We start from the raw sequence: 18006 nt of genomic DNA, 5'->3' as shown, positions 1-18006 counted from the left end.
GGACCATGAGCACGGTCCGGAAGAACAGCACGACCGGCCCGATGGGCGACGACGACGTCTGGGCCGTGATCGACCTTCAGCGCCGGCGCACGGCGGACCTGCTCGCCGGGCTCTCCGGGGAGCAGTGGGACCACCCGTCGCTGTGCGAGGGATGGACGGTGCGGGACGTCGCCGCCCACCTGACACTGCAGCAGCTGGGCCTCGGCGCCGCGCTGCTGTCCGCGCTGCGGCACCCGGGCGGTCTCAACCACGTCATCCTCGAGTCCGCCCGTGACCGCGCCCACCGTCCGGCGGACCGCCTGGTCGCGGGCATCCGCGCCACGGTGGGCTTCCGGCGGCACAACGTGGGTGTGACGAGCCTCGAGACGCTGACCGACATCCTGGTGCACGGCCAGGACATCGCCGTGCCGCTGGGCCTCGAGCTCGAGATCCCCCCGGAGGCCGCGGCCGTCGCCGCGGAGCGCGTGCGGTCCACCGGGGGCACGCGTACGGCGCGGGTGTTCCGGCACCTGCCGCTGGAGGGCTTCCGGTTCGTCGCCACCGACGCCTCCTGGGCCGCGGGCGAGGGCCCCGAGATCCGGGGGCCGGCCGCCGCGCTGCTGCTCCTGCTCACGGGCCGCCGCGCCGGGCTGGACCGGCTGGCGGGAGACGGGGTCGAGATGCTGCGGCACCGGCTCGCGCCCGCGTGACTCCTGGGCCCACGCGGCCCCAGGGGCCCGGGCGAGGCGCTCGGCGGCTCAGGCCGTAGGGCGGGTGGAGTCCCGGACGACGAGCTCGGGCTGGAAGCTCACGTGACGGTGGTGGTGGCCGGGGTCGGTGATCTCGTCCTCCAGCAGCTCCACGGCCGTGCGCCCGATCAGCCGCGCGGGCTGGCGGATCGAGGAGAGCGGGACGATCGCCGAGGTCGCGAAGTCGATGTCGTCGTAGCCGATGAGCGCGATGTCCTCGGGCACCCGGACGCGGTGGGTGAACGCGAAGGCCTGCAGCAGCCCGAGCGCCAGCAGGTCGTTGGCGGCGAACACGGCCTCGGGGCGGCGCCCCGGGGGGAGCTCGAGGATCTGCTCGCCGACCCGGCGTCCCTCCAGCACCGTCAGGGCGGTGGTGCCGAAGGACTCCAGGGACGCACCGGGCACGGCCTCGACCGCCCGCTGCGCCCCCGCCCGGCGGTCGCGGACCTGGTGCAGGGAGTCGGGGCCGCCCACGTAGGCGATCCGCCGGCGGCTCGTCCCCAGGAGGTGCGCCACGGCCGCGCGGCCGCCCTCGACGTCGTCCACGGCCAGCGAGCAGTACTCGCTGGGAGCCGCGTGCTCGTCCACCAGCACCACCGGGGTGCCGCGGGAGCGCAGGACATCGACGCGGGCCCGCTCCGGGGTCTGGGGGGTGACGAGCACGCCCCGGACCCGCTGCTCCTCGAACAGGTCCAGGTACAGGCTCTCCCGCTCGGGGGAGAGCCCCGCGTTGCCGATGATCACGGCCTGGCCCAGCCGCTCGGCGGCCGTCTCCGCGCCCAGGGCGATCTCGTTGTAGAAGGGGTTGGCCGAGTCCTGCACCACGAGGCCCACGGTGCGCGAGCGGCCGGCCTTGAGCTGGCGCGCGACGTCGTTGCGGACGTAGCCCAGGTCCTCGATGACCCGGAGCACGCGGCGGCGGCGGTCCTCGGAGACCACCTCGGGGCGGTTGAGGACGTTGGAGACGGTGCCGATGGACACCCCGGCCTCCCGGGCCACCTCCTTGATGCTCACCGCCGGTCGCGCAGGGGTCACGTCGTCACTTTCCCTCGGAACTGTCCAGGTCCTCGATTCTAACGATCCGGCCGCCGGGGGCGGTCAGCGTGCCCGGCGCGCGGGCGGGCCGCGGTCCCCTCGACGCACCGGGCCGCGGCTCCCCGGCCGGCACGCCGAGGGGCCGCGGCCCGGTGGTGTCGCTGCGGTGCGCCGGGCTCAGCCCACCGGCTGGGCCGGCCGGGAGGCGGGCGTCCCGTAGCGGTCCTCCTCGATCTGCTCCAGGCTCTTGCCGCGGGTGTCCGGGGCGCCGATCACGCCGACGAGCAGCGCGACCAGGAGGGCCCCGATCATGATCATGCCCACGAAGGGCACGCCGTGCTCGGCGAGCAGGGTGGGGAACCAGTAGCTGAGCAGGCCCACGACGATGCGGGCGACGAAGAACAGCACGCCCTGCGCGCTGGCACGGTAGCGGGTCGCGAACATCTCCGCGGCCCACAGGGCGTAGAACGCCTGGGCGCCGATGCCGGCGGACACGCCCCAGAGCACGGCGAAGAGGATCAGCACCGGCATGGTGACGTGGGCGAAGACCAGCAGCACCCAGGCGGCGATCCCCAGGAGCGCCCCGATGCCGTAGAGCAGGCGCCGGTCGACCCGGTCGCCGTAGCGCATGAAGCCGAACCAGGTGGCCAGCACCGTGAAGCTCCACAGCAGCACCTGGAGCAGGTTCTGCTGGGTGGCCGACTCGACACCGGCGGTCTCGTACACCCGCGGCATGAAGATGCCCATCTGCCCCGCGACGAGGTTCCACAGCGCGTACACGCCCACGAGGAAGAGCAGCGCCTTGAGGTTGGTGCGGTTGGTGAGCAGCTCGCGGTAGTTGCGCCGCTTGGTCCCGGTGGCCTCCGAGGCGCGCCGCTCCTCGTCGGACTTCTTCCAGGTGTGGGACTCGGAGAGGCCCCGGCGGACCCACCAGGTGACGAAGGCGACCACGAACAGGTGGGCGAAGACGATGCGGGTGCCCAGCAACCCCAGCGGCACCACGAAGGTGGCGAACAGGAACACCAGCGCCGGGGCCAGGGACCACGCGAACTGGGCGGTGCCCACGTGCTTCGCCCGGGCCTCGGACGGCGCCTCCTCGGCGATGTAGGTCCAGGCCACGGGAACGCCGGCGCCCACGGCGATGCCGGTCAGGACCACGCCGAGCACCAGCATCCACGGCGCCACGGCGAAGATCACGAAGGCGGTGCCGATCATGTACAGGATCAGGTCGTAGGTGTAGATGAACTTGCGCCCGTACCGGTCGCCGAGCGGCCCGCCGATCAGTGCGCCGAGGGCCGCGCCGAAGGCGTTGGCGCTGAGCGCGGCCACGAGGCCGACGGCGAGGTTCGTGAAGCCGAAGTACTCCTGCCACAGGCTCAGGCTGGTGGCCAGCGCGATGATGGACCCGGCTTCGATGTAGTTGGACATGGAGACCGCGATGGTGGCCTTCCAGCCCCCGAGCTTCGTGGTGGTCATGGGTGATCCTTCGGTGACGGTGACGGTGACGGTGACGGTGACGGTGACGGTGACGGTGGTGCCGTGCGGGTGGTGGTCCCGGCTCAGGCCAGGTGGAAGTACGGGAGGAGCGGTTCGGGGTGCGACCCCTCGACGAAGTACTGGGCCATCTCGGCCTGCCAGCGCGCGTTGACCGGGTGGTTGTCCATGAGCGTCTGGGCGGACGCGACGTCGTCGGCCTCGAAGCAGCCCACGACCAGGCCGTCCTCCGGGTGCAGGAACAGGGAGTAGTTGCGCCAGCCGGTCTCCCGGAGGGCGGCGAGCATCGTGGGCCAGACCTGCTGGTGCACCTCGACGTACTCGGCGAGCTTCTCGGGGCGGACGTGGAGGAGGAAGCACCGGCGGGTGCGGGTGATCTCCTCGGGCAGCTCGATCAGTTCCTGCAGCGTCGCGGTGGACGGGTGGGCGCCCATGCGGGACTCCTTCGTGGTGGGACCGTCGGAACGACCGGCCGGGGAGGAGAAGCGGTGATGCTCCGAGGGGCGGTCCGGACGTCCCGCCGACCGCGGCATATGAGGTGCCTCTCAGTACCGGGCCATCGTAGTCACACTTTGAGTCGTTTCAAGACCCCTGCCTCAGTTTTGTTCGACGGGATCTCCGACGGGGACGGAGGGCCTCGTCATCGGAGCCCGGATCGGGTCTTGACGTGATCCGGATCACCGCCTATCGTCATGAAACGATTCAAAATCTGATCACGCCGCCGTCCCGGTCGCGTCCCCGATCCCCGCACGAAAGATGTGAAGCCCATGACTGCATTCGACGACATCGCGCCCCAGCTGGCCGCCCAGGCCATCGAGCTGCCCTCGTGGGCGTTCGGCAACTCGGGGACCCGGTTCAAGGTCTTCTCCACCCCGGGCACCCCGCGCACGGTCGAGGAGAAGATCGCCGACGCCGCCACGGTGCACCGGTTCACAGGACTGGCTCCGACCGTCGCCCTGCACATCCCGTGGGACCAGGTGGACGACTACGGGGCCCTGGCCCGGTACGCGGCCGACCAGGGGGTGGCGCTGGGCACCATCAACTCCAACACCTTCCAGGACGACGCCTACAAGTTCGGCTCCCTCACCCACTCGGACCCCGCGGTGCGCCGGAAGGCCGTCGACCACCACCTGCGGTGCCTGGAGATCATGGCCGAGACCGGGTCGCGGGACCTGAAGATCTGGCTGGCCGACGGCTCGAACTACGCCGGCCAGCAGGACCTGCGCGGTCGCCAGGACCGGCTGGCGGAGTCGCTGGCGGAGATCTACGCCCAGGTCGGGGCGGAGCAGCGGCTGGTGCTGGAGTACAAGTTCTTCGAGCCGGCGTTCTACCACACCGACGTCCCGGACTGGGGGACGGCCTGCGCCCAGGTCACCGCCCTCGGGGAGCGGGCGCTCGTCTGCCTCGACACCGGCCACCACGCCCCCGGGACCAACATCGAGTTCATCGTGATGCAGCTGCTGCGGCTCGGGAAGCTCGGCTCCTTCGACTTCAACTCCCGCAACTACGCCGACGACGACCTCATCGTGGGCGCGGCGGACCCGTTCCAGCTCTTCCGCATCATGGTCGAGGTGATCCGCGGCGGGGCCCTGGACCCGGACTCGGGCGTGGCCTTCATGCTCGACCAGTGCCACAACGTGGAAGAGAAGATCCCCGGCCAGATCCGCTCGGTGCTCAACGTCCAGGAGATGACCGCCCGCGCCCTGCTGCTGGACCGGGTGGCCCTGACCGCCGCCCAGGAGGCCGGCGACGTGCTCGGCGCCCACCAGGTCCTGATGGACGCCTTCTACACCGACGTCCGCCCGGCCCTGGCGGACTGGCGCGAGGCCCGCGGCCTTCCGGCGGACCCGATGGCCGCCTACGCCGCCTCCGGGCACCAGCAGCGCCTGGCCGCCGAGCGCGTCGGCGGCACCCAGGCCTCCTGGGCTTCCTGACCTCACCCCCTGCACACCACCTCGCAGAGAGACACCTGATCATGCAGACCACCACGCACTCCGTCGTCGCCGACCTGATCGTCCGCTCCAACCGGCTCGGCGCGGACCCGAAGAACACCAACTACGCCGGCGGGAACACCTCCGCCAAGGGCACCGCGACCGATCCCGTCACGGGCGAGGGCGTCGAGCTGCTGTGGGTCAAGGGCTCCGGCGGTGACCTCGGCACCCTCACCGAGAGGGGCCTCGCCGCGCTGCGGCTGGACCGGGTCCGCGCGCTGACCGGCGTCTACCGCGGGGTCGAGCACGAGGACGAGATGGTCGCGGCCTTCGACTACTGCCTGCACGGGGCGGGCGGGGCGGCGCCGTCCATCGACACCGCCATGCACGGGCTGGTCGACGCCCCGCACGTGGACCACCTGCACCCCGACTCCGGCATCGCGGTCGCCACCGCCGCCGACGGGGAGCGGCTCACCGCCGAGATCTTCGGCGGGAAGGTCGTGTGGGTGCCCTGGCGCCGCCCCGGCTTCCAGCTGGGCCTGGACATCGCGGCGATCAAGGACGCGAACCCGGAGGCGATCGGGTGCATCCTCGGCGGGCACGGCATCACCGCCTGGGGCGCCACCAGCGAGGAGTCCGAGCAGAACTCGCTGTGGATCATCCGCACCGCCGAGCAGTACATCGACCAGCACGGCCGGCCCGAGCCCTTCGGCCCGGTCCTGGACGGCTACGGGGCGCTGCCCGAGGCGGAGCGTCGGGCCAAGGCGGCGGCCCTGGCCCCGGTGATCCGCGGGCTGGCCTCGCACGACCGTCCGCAGGTGGGCCACTTCACCGACGACGCCCGGGTGCTGGAGTTCCTCGCTGCCGCCGAGCACCCGCGCCTGGCCGCACTGGGCACCTCCTGTCCGGACCACTTCCTGCGCACCAAGGTCAAGCCCCTGGTCCTGGACCTGCCCGCCGGCGCCCCGGTCGAGGACTGCGTCGTACGGCTGAAGGAGCTGCACGAGGCCTACCGCGCGGACTACCAGGACTACTACGACCGTCACGCCGGCCCGGACTCGCCCGCGATCCGCGGGGCGGACCCGGCGATCGTGCTCGTCCCCGGGGTGGGCATGTTCTCCTTCGGCAAGGACAAGCAGACCGCCCGGGTGGCCGGGGAGTTCTACCTCAACGCGATCAACGTCATGCGCGGGGCCGAGGGCATCTCCGCCTACGCCCCGATCGACGAGGCCGAGAAGTTCCGCATCGAGTACTGGGCCCTGGAGGAGGCCAAGCTCCGGCGCATGCCCGCGCCCCAGCCGCTGGCCACCCGGATCGCCCTGGTCACCGGGGCGGCCTCGGGCATCGGCAGGGCCATCGCCACCCGCCTGGCCGCCGAGGGCGCCTGCGTGGTCATCGCCGACCTGGACGCCGAGAAGGCCCGCGCCGCGGCCGCGGAGCTGGGCGGGACCGACGTGGCCGTCGGCGTCGCCGTCGACGTCTCGGACGAGGCCGCCGTGCAGGCCGCGATCGAGGCGGCCGTGCTGGCCTTCGGCGGGCTGGACCTGGTGGTCAACAACGCCGGCCTGTCGCTGTCCAAGCCGCTGCTGGAGACCACCGAGGCCGACTGGGACCTGCAGCACGACGTGATGGCCAAGGGCTCCTTCCTGGTCTCCAAGAACGCCGCCCGCGTGCTCATCGCCCAGGGGCTGGGCGGGGACATCGTCTACATCTCCTCGAAGAACTCGATCTTCGCCGGGCCCAACAACATCGCCTACTCCGCCACCAAGGCCGACCAGGCCCACCAGGTCCGGCTGCTCGCCGCCGAGCTGGGCGAGCACGGGATCAAGGTCAACGGCATCAACCCGGACGGCGTGGTGCGCGGCTCCGGGATCTTCGCCGGCGGCTGGGGCGCCAAGCGCGCCGCGGTCTACGGCGTGCCGGAGGAGGAGCTGGGCGCGTACTACGCCCAGCGCACCCTGCTCAAGCGGGAGGTCCTGCCCGAGAACGTCGCCAACGCGGTGTTCGCCCTGTGCACCGCCGACTTCTCCCACACCACCGGCCTGCACGTGCCCGTCGACGCCGGCGTGGCCGCCGCCTTCCTCCGGTGAGCCCGGTGCGCACCACCGCGGCGGTCGCCGCCGTCGACCTCGGGGCCACCAGCGGGCGCGTGATTCTCGGCGGCCTCGTGGACGGGCGGCTCCGGATGCGCCACGTGGCCCGCTTCCCCAACCAGCCCGTGCGCCTGCACGAGGGGGACCGGGCCGGACTGCACTGGAACATCACCGAGCTCCACCGGTCCGTGACCGCCGGGCTGGCGCAGGCCCTCCGCCAGGAGGACGACGTCGCCTCCGTCGGCGTCGACTCCTGGGCGGTGGACTACGCGCTGCTGCGCCACGGACGGATGCTCGGGGTGCCCTACCACTACCGGGACGAGCGCACCGCCGCCGGGGTGGCGGCGGTGCACGCCCGGGTGGGGCGGGAGGAGCTGTACCGGCGCAACGGGCTGCAGCACCTGCCGTTCAACACGGTCTTCCAGCTCGCCGCCGACCGGCTCGCCGGGGACCTGGCCGTGGCCGACCGGGCGCTGCTGATCCCCGACCTGATCGGGTACTGGCTGACAGGGGAACAGGTCGCCGAGGCCACCAACGCCTCCACCACCGGTCTGCTCGACGCCCGCACCGGGCAGTGGGACACCGGGCTGCTGGACGAGCTCGGGTTCGCCCGGGAGCTGCTCGCCCCCGTCGTCGCCCCCGGCACCACGATCGGTGCGCTGCTGCCGGCGGTGGCGGCCGAGCTCGGCGCCGGCCCGGGTCTGCCGGTCACCGCCGTCGGCTCCCACGACACCGCCTCCGCCGTGGCCGCCGTGCCGAGCACCGCCGAGGACGCGGCCTTCATCTCCTCCGGGACCTGGTCGCTGGTCGGCATCGAGCTGGACGCCCCGGTGCTCGGCGAGGAGAGCCGGGCGGCGAACTTCACCAACGAGGGCGGGGTGGACGGGCGGGTCCGCTACCTGAAGAACGTCTCGGGGCTGTGGCTGCTCACCGAGTCCATGCGCACCTGGGACGGGCCCGGCGCCACCGACGCCCAGCGCAGCAGCGACCTCGCGGCCCTGCTCGCCGAGGCCGCCGCCGTGACCCGCCCCGTGGCCGTCTTCGACGCCACCGACGACCGCTTCACGCCCCCCGGCGACATGCCCGCACGCATCACCGCCTGGTGCCGGGAGCACGACGTCGAGCCCCCGCGCGGCCGCGCCGAGGTGGTGCGCTCGATCCTGGAGTCCCTGGCCGCGGCCTACGCCACCACGATCGAGCAGGCCGAGCGGCTGTCCGGGCGGAGCATCCGCACCGTGCACGTGGTGGGCGGCGGCTCGCAGAACGCCCTGCTGTGCCAGCTCACCGCCGACCGCACCGGCCGCACCGTGCACGCCGGCCCCGTGGAGGCCACCGCGATCGGCAACGTCCTGGTCCAGCTGCGGGCCGCCGGCGTCCTCTCCGGCACCCTGGAGGCCCTGCGGGAGCTCGTGACCCGGACGTTCGAACCCGTCCGCTACGAGCCGCGGGTGCTCAGCCCCGCCCGCCGGTCGTGAGCGATCTGTGGCACGGTGAGGAGCACGCCCCGGGAGAAAGCGACACCGCCATGACCGACGCCACCCGGACCTCCGGCCGGGCCGCCCGCCTCACGGAGCTCGTCGACCGGCTCTCCCTGGCGGAGAAGGTCCACCTGCTCACCGGCGAGACCGCCTTCACCCTGCCCGGCAACGAGAGGATCGGCCTGGCGGCCCTGGCCTTCTCGGACGGTCCCACCGGCGTCCGAGGGCTGACCTTCGTCGGTGGGGACGCCGTGGCCCTGTTCCCCAGCGCGACCCTGATCGCCGGGGCCTTCGACGACGGGATCGCCGAGGAGGTGGGGCGGATGCTGGCCGAGGAGGCCCAGCGCCAGCACATCCACGTGGTCCTCGGTCCCACGATCAACCTGCACCGGACCCCGCTGGGCGGGCGGCTGTTCGAGGCCTACTCCGAGGACCCGTACCTCACCGGGCGCACGGCGGCCGCCTACGTGCGCGGCATGCAGGAGCGCGGGACCGCCGCCTGCCTGAAGCACCTGGTGGCCAACGAGTCCGAGACGCTGCGCAACTTCATGGACTCCCGGGTCCCGGAGACCGCACTGCGCGAGCTGTACCTGCTGCCCTTCGAGATGGCGGTCCAGGACGCGGGCGCCTGGTCGATGATGGCCGCCTACAACGATGTCAACGGGGTGGCGGCCACGGAGCACGACCACGTCCAGAACGGGATCGTCAAGGGCGAGTGGGTCTGGGACGGGCTGATCATGAGCGACTGGTTCGCCACCAAGCGCACCGCGGCCTCCGCCAGCGGCGGCCTGGACCTCGTCATGCCCGGCCCCGGCGGGCCCTGGGGCGAGCGCCTCGTGACCGCGGTCCGGGCCGGTGAGGTCGCCGAGGAGACGATCGACGACCACGTGCTGCGGCTGCTGCACCTGGCCGAGCGGGTCGGCGGGCTCACCCCGCCGGGGCGGCAGTCCCGCCCGTGGGCCCAGGACCTGCCCGCGGTGGACTCCCCGCAGCGGAAGGAACAGCTGCGCCGGATCGCCGTCCGGGGCATGACGGTCGTGGCGAACGACGGCGTCCTGCCCCTGGCCGTGGAGGGGGATGCCGGCCAGGACGTGGCGCTGATCGGACGGCACGCTATCGACACCGTGGACATGGGCGGGGGCTCGGCGGTCGTGAACCCGCCCTACCTGTCCACGATCGCCGAGGGGCTGGCCGCGCTGCTCGGGGACCGCGTGCGCGTGGCCGACGGACCGGCCGTGCGGACCCGCCCGGTCCCCGCGGACCCCGCCTTCCTCACGGATCCGGCCACCGGAACCCCGGGGATGCAGGTGGTGCTGCTCGGCGCCGACGGCACCGAGCTCACCCGGTACCACTCCGACTCCCCGGCGATCTCGCTCGACGGGCACGACGACCTCGGCGAGGTCCCGGCCACCGCGGTGCTCACCACCATCCTGGCCAACGACGCGGGACCGGTGCGGCTGGGCGCCGTCGGCGCCGGGCGCTGGGACCTGGTGGCGGAGGGGCAGGAGCTGTCGGCCGAGCTGCGCCTCGAGGGGCAGGACCCGGGCGAGGCGATGCTGCGCCCACCGGCCTTCGCCGAGACCGTGGAGCTGCCGGCTGCGGCCACCCTCACGGCCACCGTGGCGCCGGCCCCGGTCGACTGGCGGGAGGTGCTCCTGGGCGATCCGGGTCTGGGACTGGCCGAGGAGAGCCACCTGCTGCAGATGACCACGGCGGGCAAGACGGCCCTGGTGGCCGCCCCGGCCCCGCGCCCCGACGACGACCTGCTCGCCGCCGCCGAGGCCGCGGCGGCCGCCGCCGGCACCGCCGTCGTCGTCGTCGGCCTGACCGAGGAGCAGGAGACCGAGGCCGCCGACAAGACGACCCTCGTCCTGCCCGGGCGCCAGGACGAGCTCGTGCGACGCGTGGCCACCGCCGCCGAGCGGACCGTGGTCGTCGTCAACGCCGCCACCCCCGTGCTCATGCCCTGGCTGGACCAGGTGGACGCGGTGCTGGTGGCCGGGCTGCCGGGTCAGGAGGGAGGACACGCCGTGGCCGCCGCCCTGACCGGCGCACTCGAGCCCACCGGGCGACTGGTCACCTCCTGGCCCGCCGCGGACGGGGCGGCCCCGGCGTGGGACGTGGTCCCGGACGGCGACCGGGCACTGAGCTACGACGACGGCACGTTCATCGGCCACCGCGGCTACCACGCCGGGCACGCCCCCGCCCCGCTGTTCTGGTTCGGGCACGGCCTGGGCTACGGCACCTGGGAGTACGGGACCGTGCGGGCCCGGGCGGGCGAGGGCGGACCGGTGGTGGACGTCGAGCTCACGAACACCTCGTCCCGGGCGTCGCGGGAGACCGTGCAGGTCTACCTGGACCCGGCCGAGGACGACCAGCCGATCCGCTTGATCGGCTACCAGGGGGTGGACGTCCCCAGCGGGGCCACGGCCGCCGTCAGGGTGCGCTGCGACGACCGGCTGCTCCGCCGCTGGGACGACGCCGCCGGCACCTGGGCACCCCTGGCCGGGGGCGGGGAGCTCGTGCTCGCCCGCGGGCTGGGGGACGTCCGGGCACGGGTTCCCCTGGCCTGACGGTGGGGACGTCCCTGCGCGCGGGGCCGCAGGGACGTCGTGCCCGTCCGGACGCCCGGTGACGCGCCGGGACAGGCCCGTGGATCAGACCATGAGGTCGCGCCGCTCGAAGGCAGCGGCGCCCCCTGCCGCCGCCAGGACCGCCGGCGCGGCCAGCAGCCCCAGACCGGACCAGTCGACGCCGGTGGCCAGCGGTTCGGCGCCGATGTACCAGTGGAAGGGGGAGATCCGCTCCATCCAGGGCGCCTCCCCGACCCGGACCTCGAGGTCCACGCCGTGGAGGGACCCACCCATCCGATGCCGCCCCGGCGCCGAACATCCTCACGAGAGCACCCCATCGAGGAGGAGAAAGAGGCGTCATGGCCTTCGACATCGACCGGTTCGCCGAGGAGTCCACCAGTCTGCACTGGGAGGACCTGGGGCTCGAGGCCCTGCGCGAGGACCCCCTGCCCCCGGAGACGCTGCGCACGCTGCGGTACATGTGCGACGTCGAGTTCCACACCGTCTGCTACCTGCGGGACATGCTCGTCAGCCCCTCCCGCAAGGACCCCGAGGTCAGCACCTTCATGACCATGTGGAACCGGGAGGAGTTCTGGCACGGGGAGGCCCTCGCCCACGTGCTGTCCCTGCACGGGATCACCGTGGCCTTCGACGAGCTCAAGGCCAAGCGGGTCAAGCTCGGCTGGCGCGACCGCATCAACCCGGTGAAGCAGTCGCTGCTGTCCAACATCGTGGGCACCGACTTCGTCGCCGTGCACATGCTCTGGGGCGCGGTGAACGAACGCTCCGCGGCCGCCGCCTACCGGCGCCTGGCCGCGCTCGAGGACCACCCCGTGCTCGCCCCGCTGCTGCGGCGCATCGCCGCGCAGGAGACCAAGCACATCGCGTTCTACACCACCCAGGCCCGGGCCCGGCTGCAGGACAGCCCGAAGGCGCAGAAGCTCGCCCGCCTGGCCCTGCGCACCGCCTGGCAGCCGGTCGGCTCCGGGGTCTCGCCCGAGGAGGAGGTCACCCACGTCATGGGCCACCTCTTCGCCGGGGCCGAGGGCCGCCGGGAGGTCGAGGCCATCGACCGCCAGATCGCGAAGCTGCCCGGCATGGAGGGACTGACGGTGGTGGCCGACGCCCTGGACGCCCGGGGCGTGGCCGCGTGAGCGCGAGCAGCACCTCCGGGGTGGGCGGCCCCCGGTCCGACGTGCGCGCACCCGGGTTCGACGTGCGCGCCTACGCGCGCGACCCGCACGCGCTGCGCCCGGCCGACCTCGACCTCCAGGCCCTGAACGACCTCGCCCCCGGGACCCTGGAGGTGCTGGCGCACCTGTGGTGCGTCGAGCGCGGCCTGCTGGACCGGCTGCGGGACCTGCTGGTCACCCCCACCCACGCCGAGGCCCGGGTGACGGCCTTCCTCACCGCGTGGGCCTACGAGCAGCACTGGCTCGCCGAGACCCTGGGGGCGGTCCTGGCCGCCGACGGCCGCACGGCCCGGGAGCCCGCCGACACGCCCCTCGGCCGGGCCCGGCGGACCTGGGACGAACGGGCCCGGCCCGCGCTCGGCGCGGTCTCCAGCAACCTGCTGGGCGCCGAGACCACCGGCGCCCAGATGGTCACCGGAGGACTCGACACCGCCGTGCTCGCCGCGGTCTACCGGCGGCTGGGGGCAGTCGAGCCCCGGCTGGCCGGGACGGCCCGGGAGATCGTGGGACTGAAGGAGCGGCACCTGGCGTTCTTCGCCGAGGAGGCCGGAGCGCGGCTGGACCGCAGCGCGAGCGCGCGCCGGCTCGCCCGCTCCGGGGCGGCCCGGTGGCGGTGGCCCGGCACCCGCTACGGCGACCCCGGTCCGCACCGGGCGTGGGTCAGCCGGCTGTTCGCGGACCCGGCCGCCCGTGCCGACCTGCTGGCGGTCGACGAGGACCTCGCCGCGCTGCCCGGTCTGGCCGGCGCCCGCCCGGTTGCCGCGGCGCTGGGACGCCTCGACCAGGGCTGAGGCGCCCCGGCAGGGGAGCTACATCTCCTCCTTCGGGGTCATCAGCACGAAGGCCTCCCGGTCGGGTCCCGCGACGGCCGCCATCCGCCCGTACTCGAAGTCGGAGGGCTCCTGGACGACCGACCCCCCGGCCTCGCGCACGCGGCGCACGGCGGCGTCGACGTCCTCGACCTGGAACGCGACCGACCAGCCGGGCCGGGCGTCACCGGCCGCGGGGTCCAGACCGCCGATGCCGCCGGCGGGCATCTGCCCGCCGGGAACGGTGAACAGGGCGTAGGGCATCCGGTCGTCGCCGATGTCCTGGTACGCGTAGCCGAAGACCGCGGCGTAGAAGCCCCGGGCGGCGGCGGGATCGCCGGTCATGAGATCGCACCAGACCACCGCGCCGGGCTCCCCGTACGCCTCGAAGCCGGTGTGCTCGTGGGCCTGCCACATGCCGAAGGCCGCCCCGGTGCGGTCGACCCACATCCCCATGGAGCCGAAGGCCCCGACCTCCATGGGCTCGAACACCGGGGTGGCCCCGGCCTCGACCGCCCGGGCGGCATGGGCGGAGATGTCCTCGGTGGCCAGGTAGACCGACCAGACGTGCGGGGCGTCCGCCATGCCCTCCATGGTGGGGGAGAGCCCGGCGACGGCCCGACCGCCGAGCAGCGCGTTGCAGTAGCCGCCGTACTCGGGCTGGGACTCGGAATAGGTCCAGCCGAGCACGTCGCGGTAGAAGGCCTGGGTGCGGCCCAGGTCAGAAGCCATCAGGTCCACCCAGCAGGGCGTGCCGGCCGGCCAGGGTTCGGTGTGCGTGGTCATGGCGAAGGTCCTTCCGGGAAGCGGGTGCAGCGGTGCCGCCGGGGGCCCACCACGGCGTCCATGACCCGGACACGATGCGGTGTGACCTCTGACACGTTCCAGGCTAGGCGCCCGCTCGGACGCGCTACCGGGTCCGCTCAGCCGGCCGAGCGGCCCAGCTGCTCCCCGTGGTGGAGGTGGCCGGGGACCGTGCCGGTCAGCACGGTCCCGGCGAGCGCCTCGCCGAGCGCGGGGGCCTGCTTGAACAGGTTGTGCCCGGCGAGGGCGGTGAGCCCGTCCTCGGACCAGATCCCCACGCCGTCGTCGCCCCAGGGCAGCCGGGTGACCCAGCAGTGCACGTGGTCCACCGGGCGCGGGTCCAGGCCGGGCAGGGCGCGCCGCACGTAGGAGACGGTCCGGTCGGCCAGGGCGGCGAGCGCCGCGGGATCGGCGAGGCCGCCGTCCGGGTGGGCGGGCGTGTCGGCGCTGAGGCCCACCGAGAAGTGGCGGCCGTCCGGATAAGGCGCGGCGTACACGCCGGTCTCGCCGAAGGCCCCGCTGCCGTCCTGGAAGGTCGGCAGGCCTCGAGCGACACCAGAGGGCGCTCCGTCCGGGACCGAACCGTGAAGGGCCGGTCCGTGATGGGCCGGTCCGTCCGGGGCCAGGGCGAACGTGAGGCGGACGTGGGCGCCCACCTCCACGGGCAGGTCGAGCCCGGCGCCGCGGGCCAGCGGGGCGGTGCCCCGGCCGGCGCACAGCACCACGTGGTCGTAGGTCTCGCAGGTGGTTCCGGTGCGCACCTCCACCGCTCCCGTGCCCGTGCGCCGGACCGCGAGCACGTGCTCGCGCAGCATCGACCCCTCGAGCCGGCGCGACAGCGCCGCGACGGCGGCGAGGGTGCGGATGGCACCGCCGCGGACGTCGAGCATCGCCGGGCCGGTCCAGTCGGCCAGCAGCGGCAGCCGCTCGTGCAGCTCCTCGGGCGGCAGACGCCGCACGGGGACGTCCTCGAACGGCTCCAGGGCGCGGAGCTTGTCCTCGACTCCGTCCCCGATCGCCACGGCGCCGTCGGGGGAGACCAGCTCGACGCCGAACTCCTCCTCCCACTCCCGCCACAGGGCCCGGCTGCGGGCGACCAGCGCCACCAGCCGGGGGTCCTCGTGGGCGTGCCGGAAGATCCGGCCCTGCCCGGCGGACTGCCCGCTGCCGGGCGGCCCGGACTCGTACAGGGTCACGTCGGCGCCGCGCGCCCGCAGGGCGTGGGCGGCGGCCAGGCCCACGATGCCCGCGCCGACCACGGCCGTGCGGGTCACCGGAGGACTCCGGGGACGCTCGTCACACCGGTCGGGCGCGCGGCCGTCCGGGCGCTCAGCCGTCCTGCCCGGGGTCGGTGCTCTCGCCGAGGATGTCGTCGAAGGCCTCCCGCACGGCCTGCCGGGTGGCCAGGCGCACGCTCGCCGCGCCCTGCTTGTCCGCGGTGTCGGCGTTCTCGATGTTGCTGCGCTCCTCGCGCTCCTGCTCCAGGGCGTGGTCCCGGGCGGAGCGGATGCGGTCCATGATCTCGTTGGCTTCCATGGTCTCCATCCCATCACGGCCGTCCGACATTGAACAGGGGGCTGATCAGTTCTCGCGGGCCGCCGGGTCCGCCGCGGCGTCCGCGGCGAGCTCGGGGGAGCTCCCGCCGACCATGACCACGGCGCTCGCGGCCACCACCAGGCCCATGCCCACGAGCTGCGGGCCCGTGAGCGCCTGCCCGAGCACCAGCAGCCCGGCGAGGGCCGCGACCGCGGGCTCCAGGCTCAGCAGGATCCCGAAGACCTTGGGCGGGATGGCCCGCAGCGCGAGCAGCTCAAGGGAGTAGGGGACCACGGAGGAGAGCATCGCGATCCCCACCCCCGCGCCCAGCACGCCCCACGTCAGGGCGGGGACGTGCGCCGTGAGGACCCCCACCGGGGTGACCAGGACCGCCGCCACGACCAGGGCCACGGCGAGACCGTCCAGCTGGTCGAAGTGCCGGCCCGCGGACCGGCTGCCCAGGATGTAGGCGGCCCAGCCCGCCCCGGCCAGCGCCGCCCAGGCGATGCCGGCGAGGTCGAGCTCCGGCCACGGCACGGTGAGGGCCTGGGAGATGAGCACGATCCCGCCCAGGGCCGCCGCCACGGCGAGGACGTCCCGGCCGCGGCGGGAGAGCACGGCGGACAGGGCGAGCGGGCCCAGGAACTCGATGGTCACGGCCACGCCCAGCGGGAGGGTGGCCAGGGACTGGTAGAACGCGAAGTTCATGCCGGCCAGGGCCGCCCCGAAGAACAGACCGGACCGCCACGCCTCCCGGCTCCGGCCGCGCAGCCGCGGCCGGATGACGGCCAGCATGATCGCGGCGCTGATGAGCAGCCGCATGGTCACCGTGGCGGACGCCCCGATCAGGGGCACCAGGACGGCGGCGAGGGCCCCGCCGAACTGGACGGAGACGACGGCGGCCAGCACGTAGAGGGTCGGGCGCAGCCGGGGGCCGCGGGCGGGAGCGAGGGTGGTCACCCGTTCAGGGTAGGGCTCCCCGGCGGCTCTGCCGTCACCGGCGCTCGCCGAGACGCAGGGCGCCGTGCACGGGATCGCGCTCGAGCACCCGCAGCTCCCCGAGACCGCGGGCCGCGGCGGCCTGCTGCAGCCGGTCCCGCAGCAGCGGCTGGTGCCGTGCCAGGCCACCGCCCACCACCACCGGGCCGGTCAGCTCCAGCCGCCGGGACACGGTGGCGGCGAGGTCGGCCAGCGCCCCGGCCGCGCGCTCCACCAGCTGCAGGGCGTCGTCGTCGTGCGCCGCGGCCTCGAAGGCGACCCGGGAGAGCCCGGCCCAGAACCCGCGGTCCACGCCGCTGTGGAAGCGCTCGATGAGCTGACCGGGCTCGGGAATCCCGCATTGCGCCAGCACCGCCCGGTCCAGGGCGTCGGGCCGCAGCCCGTCGTCGAGCCGGGCGAGGGCGCGGCGCACGAGCTCCCGGCCCAGCCAGTAGCCGCTGCCCTCGTCGCCCAGCAGGTGCCCCCAGCCGCCGGCGCGCGCCTCCCGGCCGTCCGGGGCGGCGCCCCAGGCGGCGGAGCCGGTGCCGGCGATGACCGCGATGCCGGTGCTGCACCCGCCGGCGGCCAGGACCAGCCGGGTGTCGTGCACGACGACGATCCGCGCCGCCCCCGTGTGCGGGGCGATGAGCGCGCGCAGCGCCTCGGCGTCCGCGGGCGTGTCGACGCCGCCCGCCCCTGCCACGACCACGTCCGCGGCGGAGGCGCCCAGCTCACCGAGGACGCCGGCCAGGGCGCGGGAGGCCTGGGCGGGACTGACGTTCTGCACGTTGGCGCTGCCGCCGACGACCTCCTGCACCGGGCGGCCGTCCTCGGCCCGCAGGCCGTGGGTCGTGGTGCCGCCGATGTCCAGGCCGATGAGGATGCTCATGGGTCCATCCTGCCGTGCGCGGCCGGGCCGGCCCAGGGCACGACGACGCCCGACCGGGCGCCGGTGCGAACCGGCCCGATCGGGCGTCGTGGACCGTGTCCGGTCAGGCCGCGAGGGCCAGGGGCGCGGGGCGCAGGCGGCAGTCCTCGAAGGAGAACAGCCGGCGGACGCCGGTGCCGGCCTCGAGGACCCACAGGACGCCCAGGGGGTGCGAGACCTGCCCCACGGTGCCGACGCAGCTCTCGTAGAACTCGTCCCAGATCTCGAGCCGGTCGCCGGGCTGGATCTGGCTCAGGTCGGTCATCCACTTCTCAGCAGCGGTCATTCCGCCACCTCCCATCAAGTCTTCGTTCGTGTGTGCTTCCATGGTGCACTGTCCGCGGTGACCTGCGCAGCGACCCCGATTTGACAAACGGCCCGCAGGTCTTGAGCTTCGTCACACCCCCGTCCGGTCGGCAACCTGCA

Annotated in this window: 17 protein-coding genes; 7 read left to right on the top strand and 10 right to left on the bottom strand. The window is 74.2% G+C overall.

Annotation, left to right across the window (positions count from 1 at the left end):
• Nucleotides 1-5: 5 nt before the first annotated feature.
• Nucleotides 6-689, top strand: coding sequence for a maleylpyruvate isomerase family mycothiol-dependent enzyme (locus CK505_RS01250; protein ID WP_217987513.1), 684 nt, complete (start codon nt 6-8; stop codon nt 687-689).
• Nucleotides 690-737: 48 nt separating this feature from the next.
• Here CK505_RS01250 and CK505_RS01245 read toward each other — a convergent pair whose 3' ends face one another.
• The 3 genes from CK505_RS01245 to CK505_RS01235 all read right to left on the bottom strand — a co-directional run bounded on the left by CK505_RS01245 (nt 738) and on the right by CK505_RS01235 (nt 3691).
• Entirely contained in the window at nt 738-1763 is a 1026-nt protein-coding gene (locus CK505_RS01245; RefSeq protein WP_255250857.1) for a LacI family DNA-binding transcriptional regulator, read from the bottom strand.
• A gap of 177 nt (nt 1764-1940) precedes the next feature.
• Nucleotides 1941-3239 carry an MFS transporter gene (locus CK505_RS01240; RefSeq protein ID WP_095649922.1) on the bottom strand — a complete coding sequence of 433 codons (1299 nt, stop codon included), beginning with the start codon at nt 3237-3239 and terminating at the stop codon, nt 1941-1943.
• An 83-nt stretch (nt 3240-3322) separates the two neighbouring features.
• Nucleotides 3323-3691 carry an L-rhamnose mutarotase gene (locus tag CK505_RS01235; RefSeq protein WP_095649921.1) on the bottom strand — a complete coding sequence of 123 codons (369 nt, stop codon included), beginning with the start codon at nt 3689-3691 and terminating at the stop codon, nt 3323-3325.
• Between the two features lie 333 nt (nt 3692-4024).
• Between CK505_RS01235 and rhaI the strand changes: the two genes are divergently transcribed.
• The 4 genes from rhaI to CK505_RS18995 are packed head-to-tail and all read left to right on the top strand — an operon-like array spanning nt 4025 to nt 11332.
• On the top strand, nt 4025-5191 hold the full coding sequence (rhaI, locus tag CK505_RS01230; protein WP_095649920.1) for an L-rhamnose isomerase: 1167 nt from the start codon (nt 4025-4027) through the stop codon (nt 5189-5191).
• A gap of 41 nt (nt 5192-5232) precedes the next feature.
• On the top strand, nt 5233-7278 hold the full coding sequence (locus tag CK505_RS01225) for a bifunctional rhamnulose-1-phosphate aldolase/short-chain dehydrogenase (RefSeq protein WP_017834023.1): 2046 nt from the start codon (nt 5233-5235) through the stop codon (nt 7276-7278).
• Nucleotides 7279-7283: 5 nt separating this feature from the next.
• The gene (locus CK505_RS01220; protein ID WP_017834022.1) at nt 7284-8756 is read left to right on the top strand and encodes a rhamnulokinase family protein; all 1473 of its coding nucleotides are present in this window, start codon (nt 7284-7286) and stop codon (nt 8754-8756) included.
• Between the two features lie 50 nt (nt 8757-8806).
• The gene (locus CK505_RS18995) at nt 8807-11332 is read left to right on the top strand and encodes a glycoside hydrolase family 3 C-terminal domain-containing protein (protein ID WP_095649919.1); all 2526 of its coding nucleotides are present in this window, start codon (nt 8807-8809) and stop codon (nt 11330-11332) included.
• A gap of 84 nt (nt 11333-11416) precedes the next feature.
• Here CK505_RS18995 and CK505_RS01210 read toward each other — a convergent pair whose 3' ends face one another.
• Nucleotides 11417-11626: a hypothetical protein gene (locus CK505_RS01210; RefSeq protein WP_017834020.1), complete on the bottom strand. Its 210-nt coding sequence runs from the start codon at nt 11624-11626 to the stop codon at nt 11417-11419.
• Nucleotides 11627-11691: 65 nt separating this feature from the next.
• Between CK505_RS01210 and CK505_RS01205 the strand changes: the two genes are divergently transcribed.
• Nucleotides 11692-12486, top strand: coding sequence for a hypothetical protein (locus CK505_RS01205; protein ID WP_017834019.1), 795 nt, complete (start codon nt 11692-11694; stop codon nt 12484-12486).
• Nucleotides 12483-13316, top strand: a complete 834-nt coding sequence (locus CK505_RS01200) for a hypothetical protein (RefSeq protein WP_095649918.1) — start codon at nt 12483-12485, stop codon at nt 13314-13316. Before CK505_RS01205 ends, CK505_RS01200 begins: the two co-directional genes overlap by 4 nt.
• Before the next feature lie 18 nt (nt 13317-13334).
• On the opposite strand, the gene CK505_RS01195 is transcribed toward CK505_RS01200, so the two are convergent.
• The 6 genes from CK505_RS01195 to CK505_RS01170 form a co-directional block, all read right to left on the bottom strand.
• Complete coding sequence (locus tag CK505_RS01195) at nt 13335-14120, bottom strand: VOC family protein (RefSeq protein WP_095649917.1); 786 nt, start codon at nt 14118-14120, stop codon at nt 13335-13337.
• Nucleotides 14121-14257: 137 nt separating this feature from the next.
• A complete protein-coding gene (locus CK505_RS01190; protein WP_095649916.1) occupies nt 14258-15412 on the bottom strand; it encodes an FAD-binding oxidoreductase in 1155 nt (384 codons plus the stop codon).
• 55 nt (nt 15413-15467) lie between these two features.
• Nucleotides 15468-15674, bottom strand: coding sequence for a hypothetical protein (locus CK505_RS01185; protein ID WP_017834015.1), 207 nt, complete (start codon nt 15672-15674; stop codon nt 15468-15470).
• A gap of 45 nt (nt 15675-15719) precedes the next feature.
• A complete protein-coding gene (locus CK505_RS01180; protein WP_095649915.1) occupies nt 15720-16634 on the bottom strand; it encodes a DMT family transporter in 915 nt (304 codons plus the stop codon).
• Nucleotides 16635-16668: 34 nt separating this feature from the next.
• Nucleotides 16669-17541, bottom strand: coding sequence for an N-acetylglucosamine kinase (locus tag CK505_RS01175; protein WP_095649914.1), 873 nt, complete (start codon nt 17539-17541; stop codon nt 16669-16671).
• 103 nt (nt 17542-17644) lie between these two features.
• Nucleotides 17645-17866, bottom strand: coding sequence for a hypothetical protein (locus CK505_RS01170; RefSeq protein WP_035925329.1), 222 nt, complete (start codon nt 17864-17866; stop codon nt 17645-17647).
• Nucleotides 17867-18006: the final 140 nt, after the last annotated feature.

The sequence above is a fragment of the Kocuria sp. WN036 genome, from assembly GCF_002287015.1.
GTDB classification, from domain to species: Bacteria; Actinomycetota; Actinomycetes; order Actinomycetales; family Micrococcaceae; genus Kocuria; species Kocuria rosea.
The sequence above is the reverse complement of the archived record's forward strand: the minus strand, read 5'-3'. Positions and strand labels throughout refer to the sequence as shown.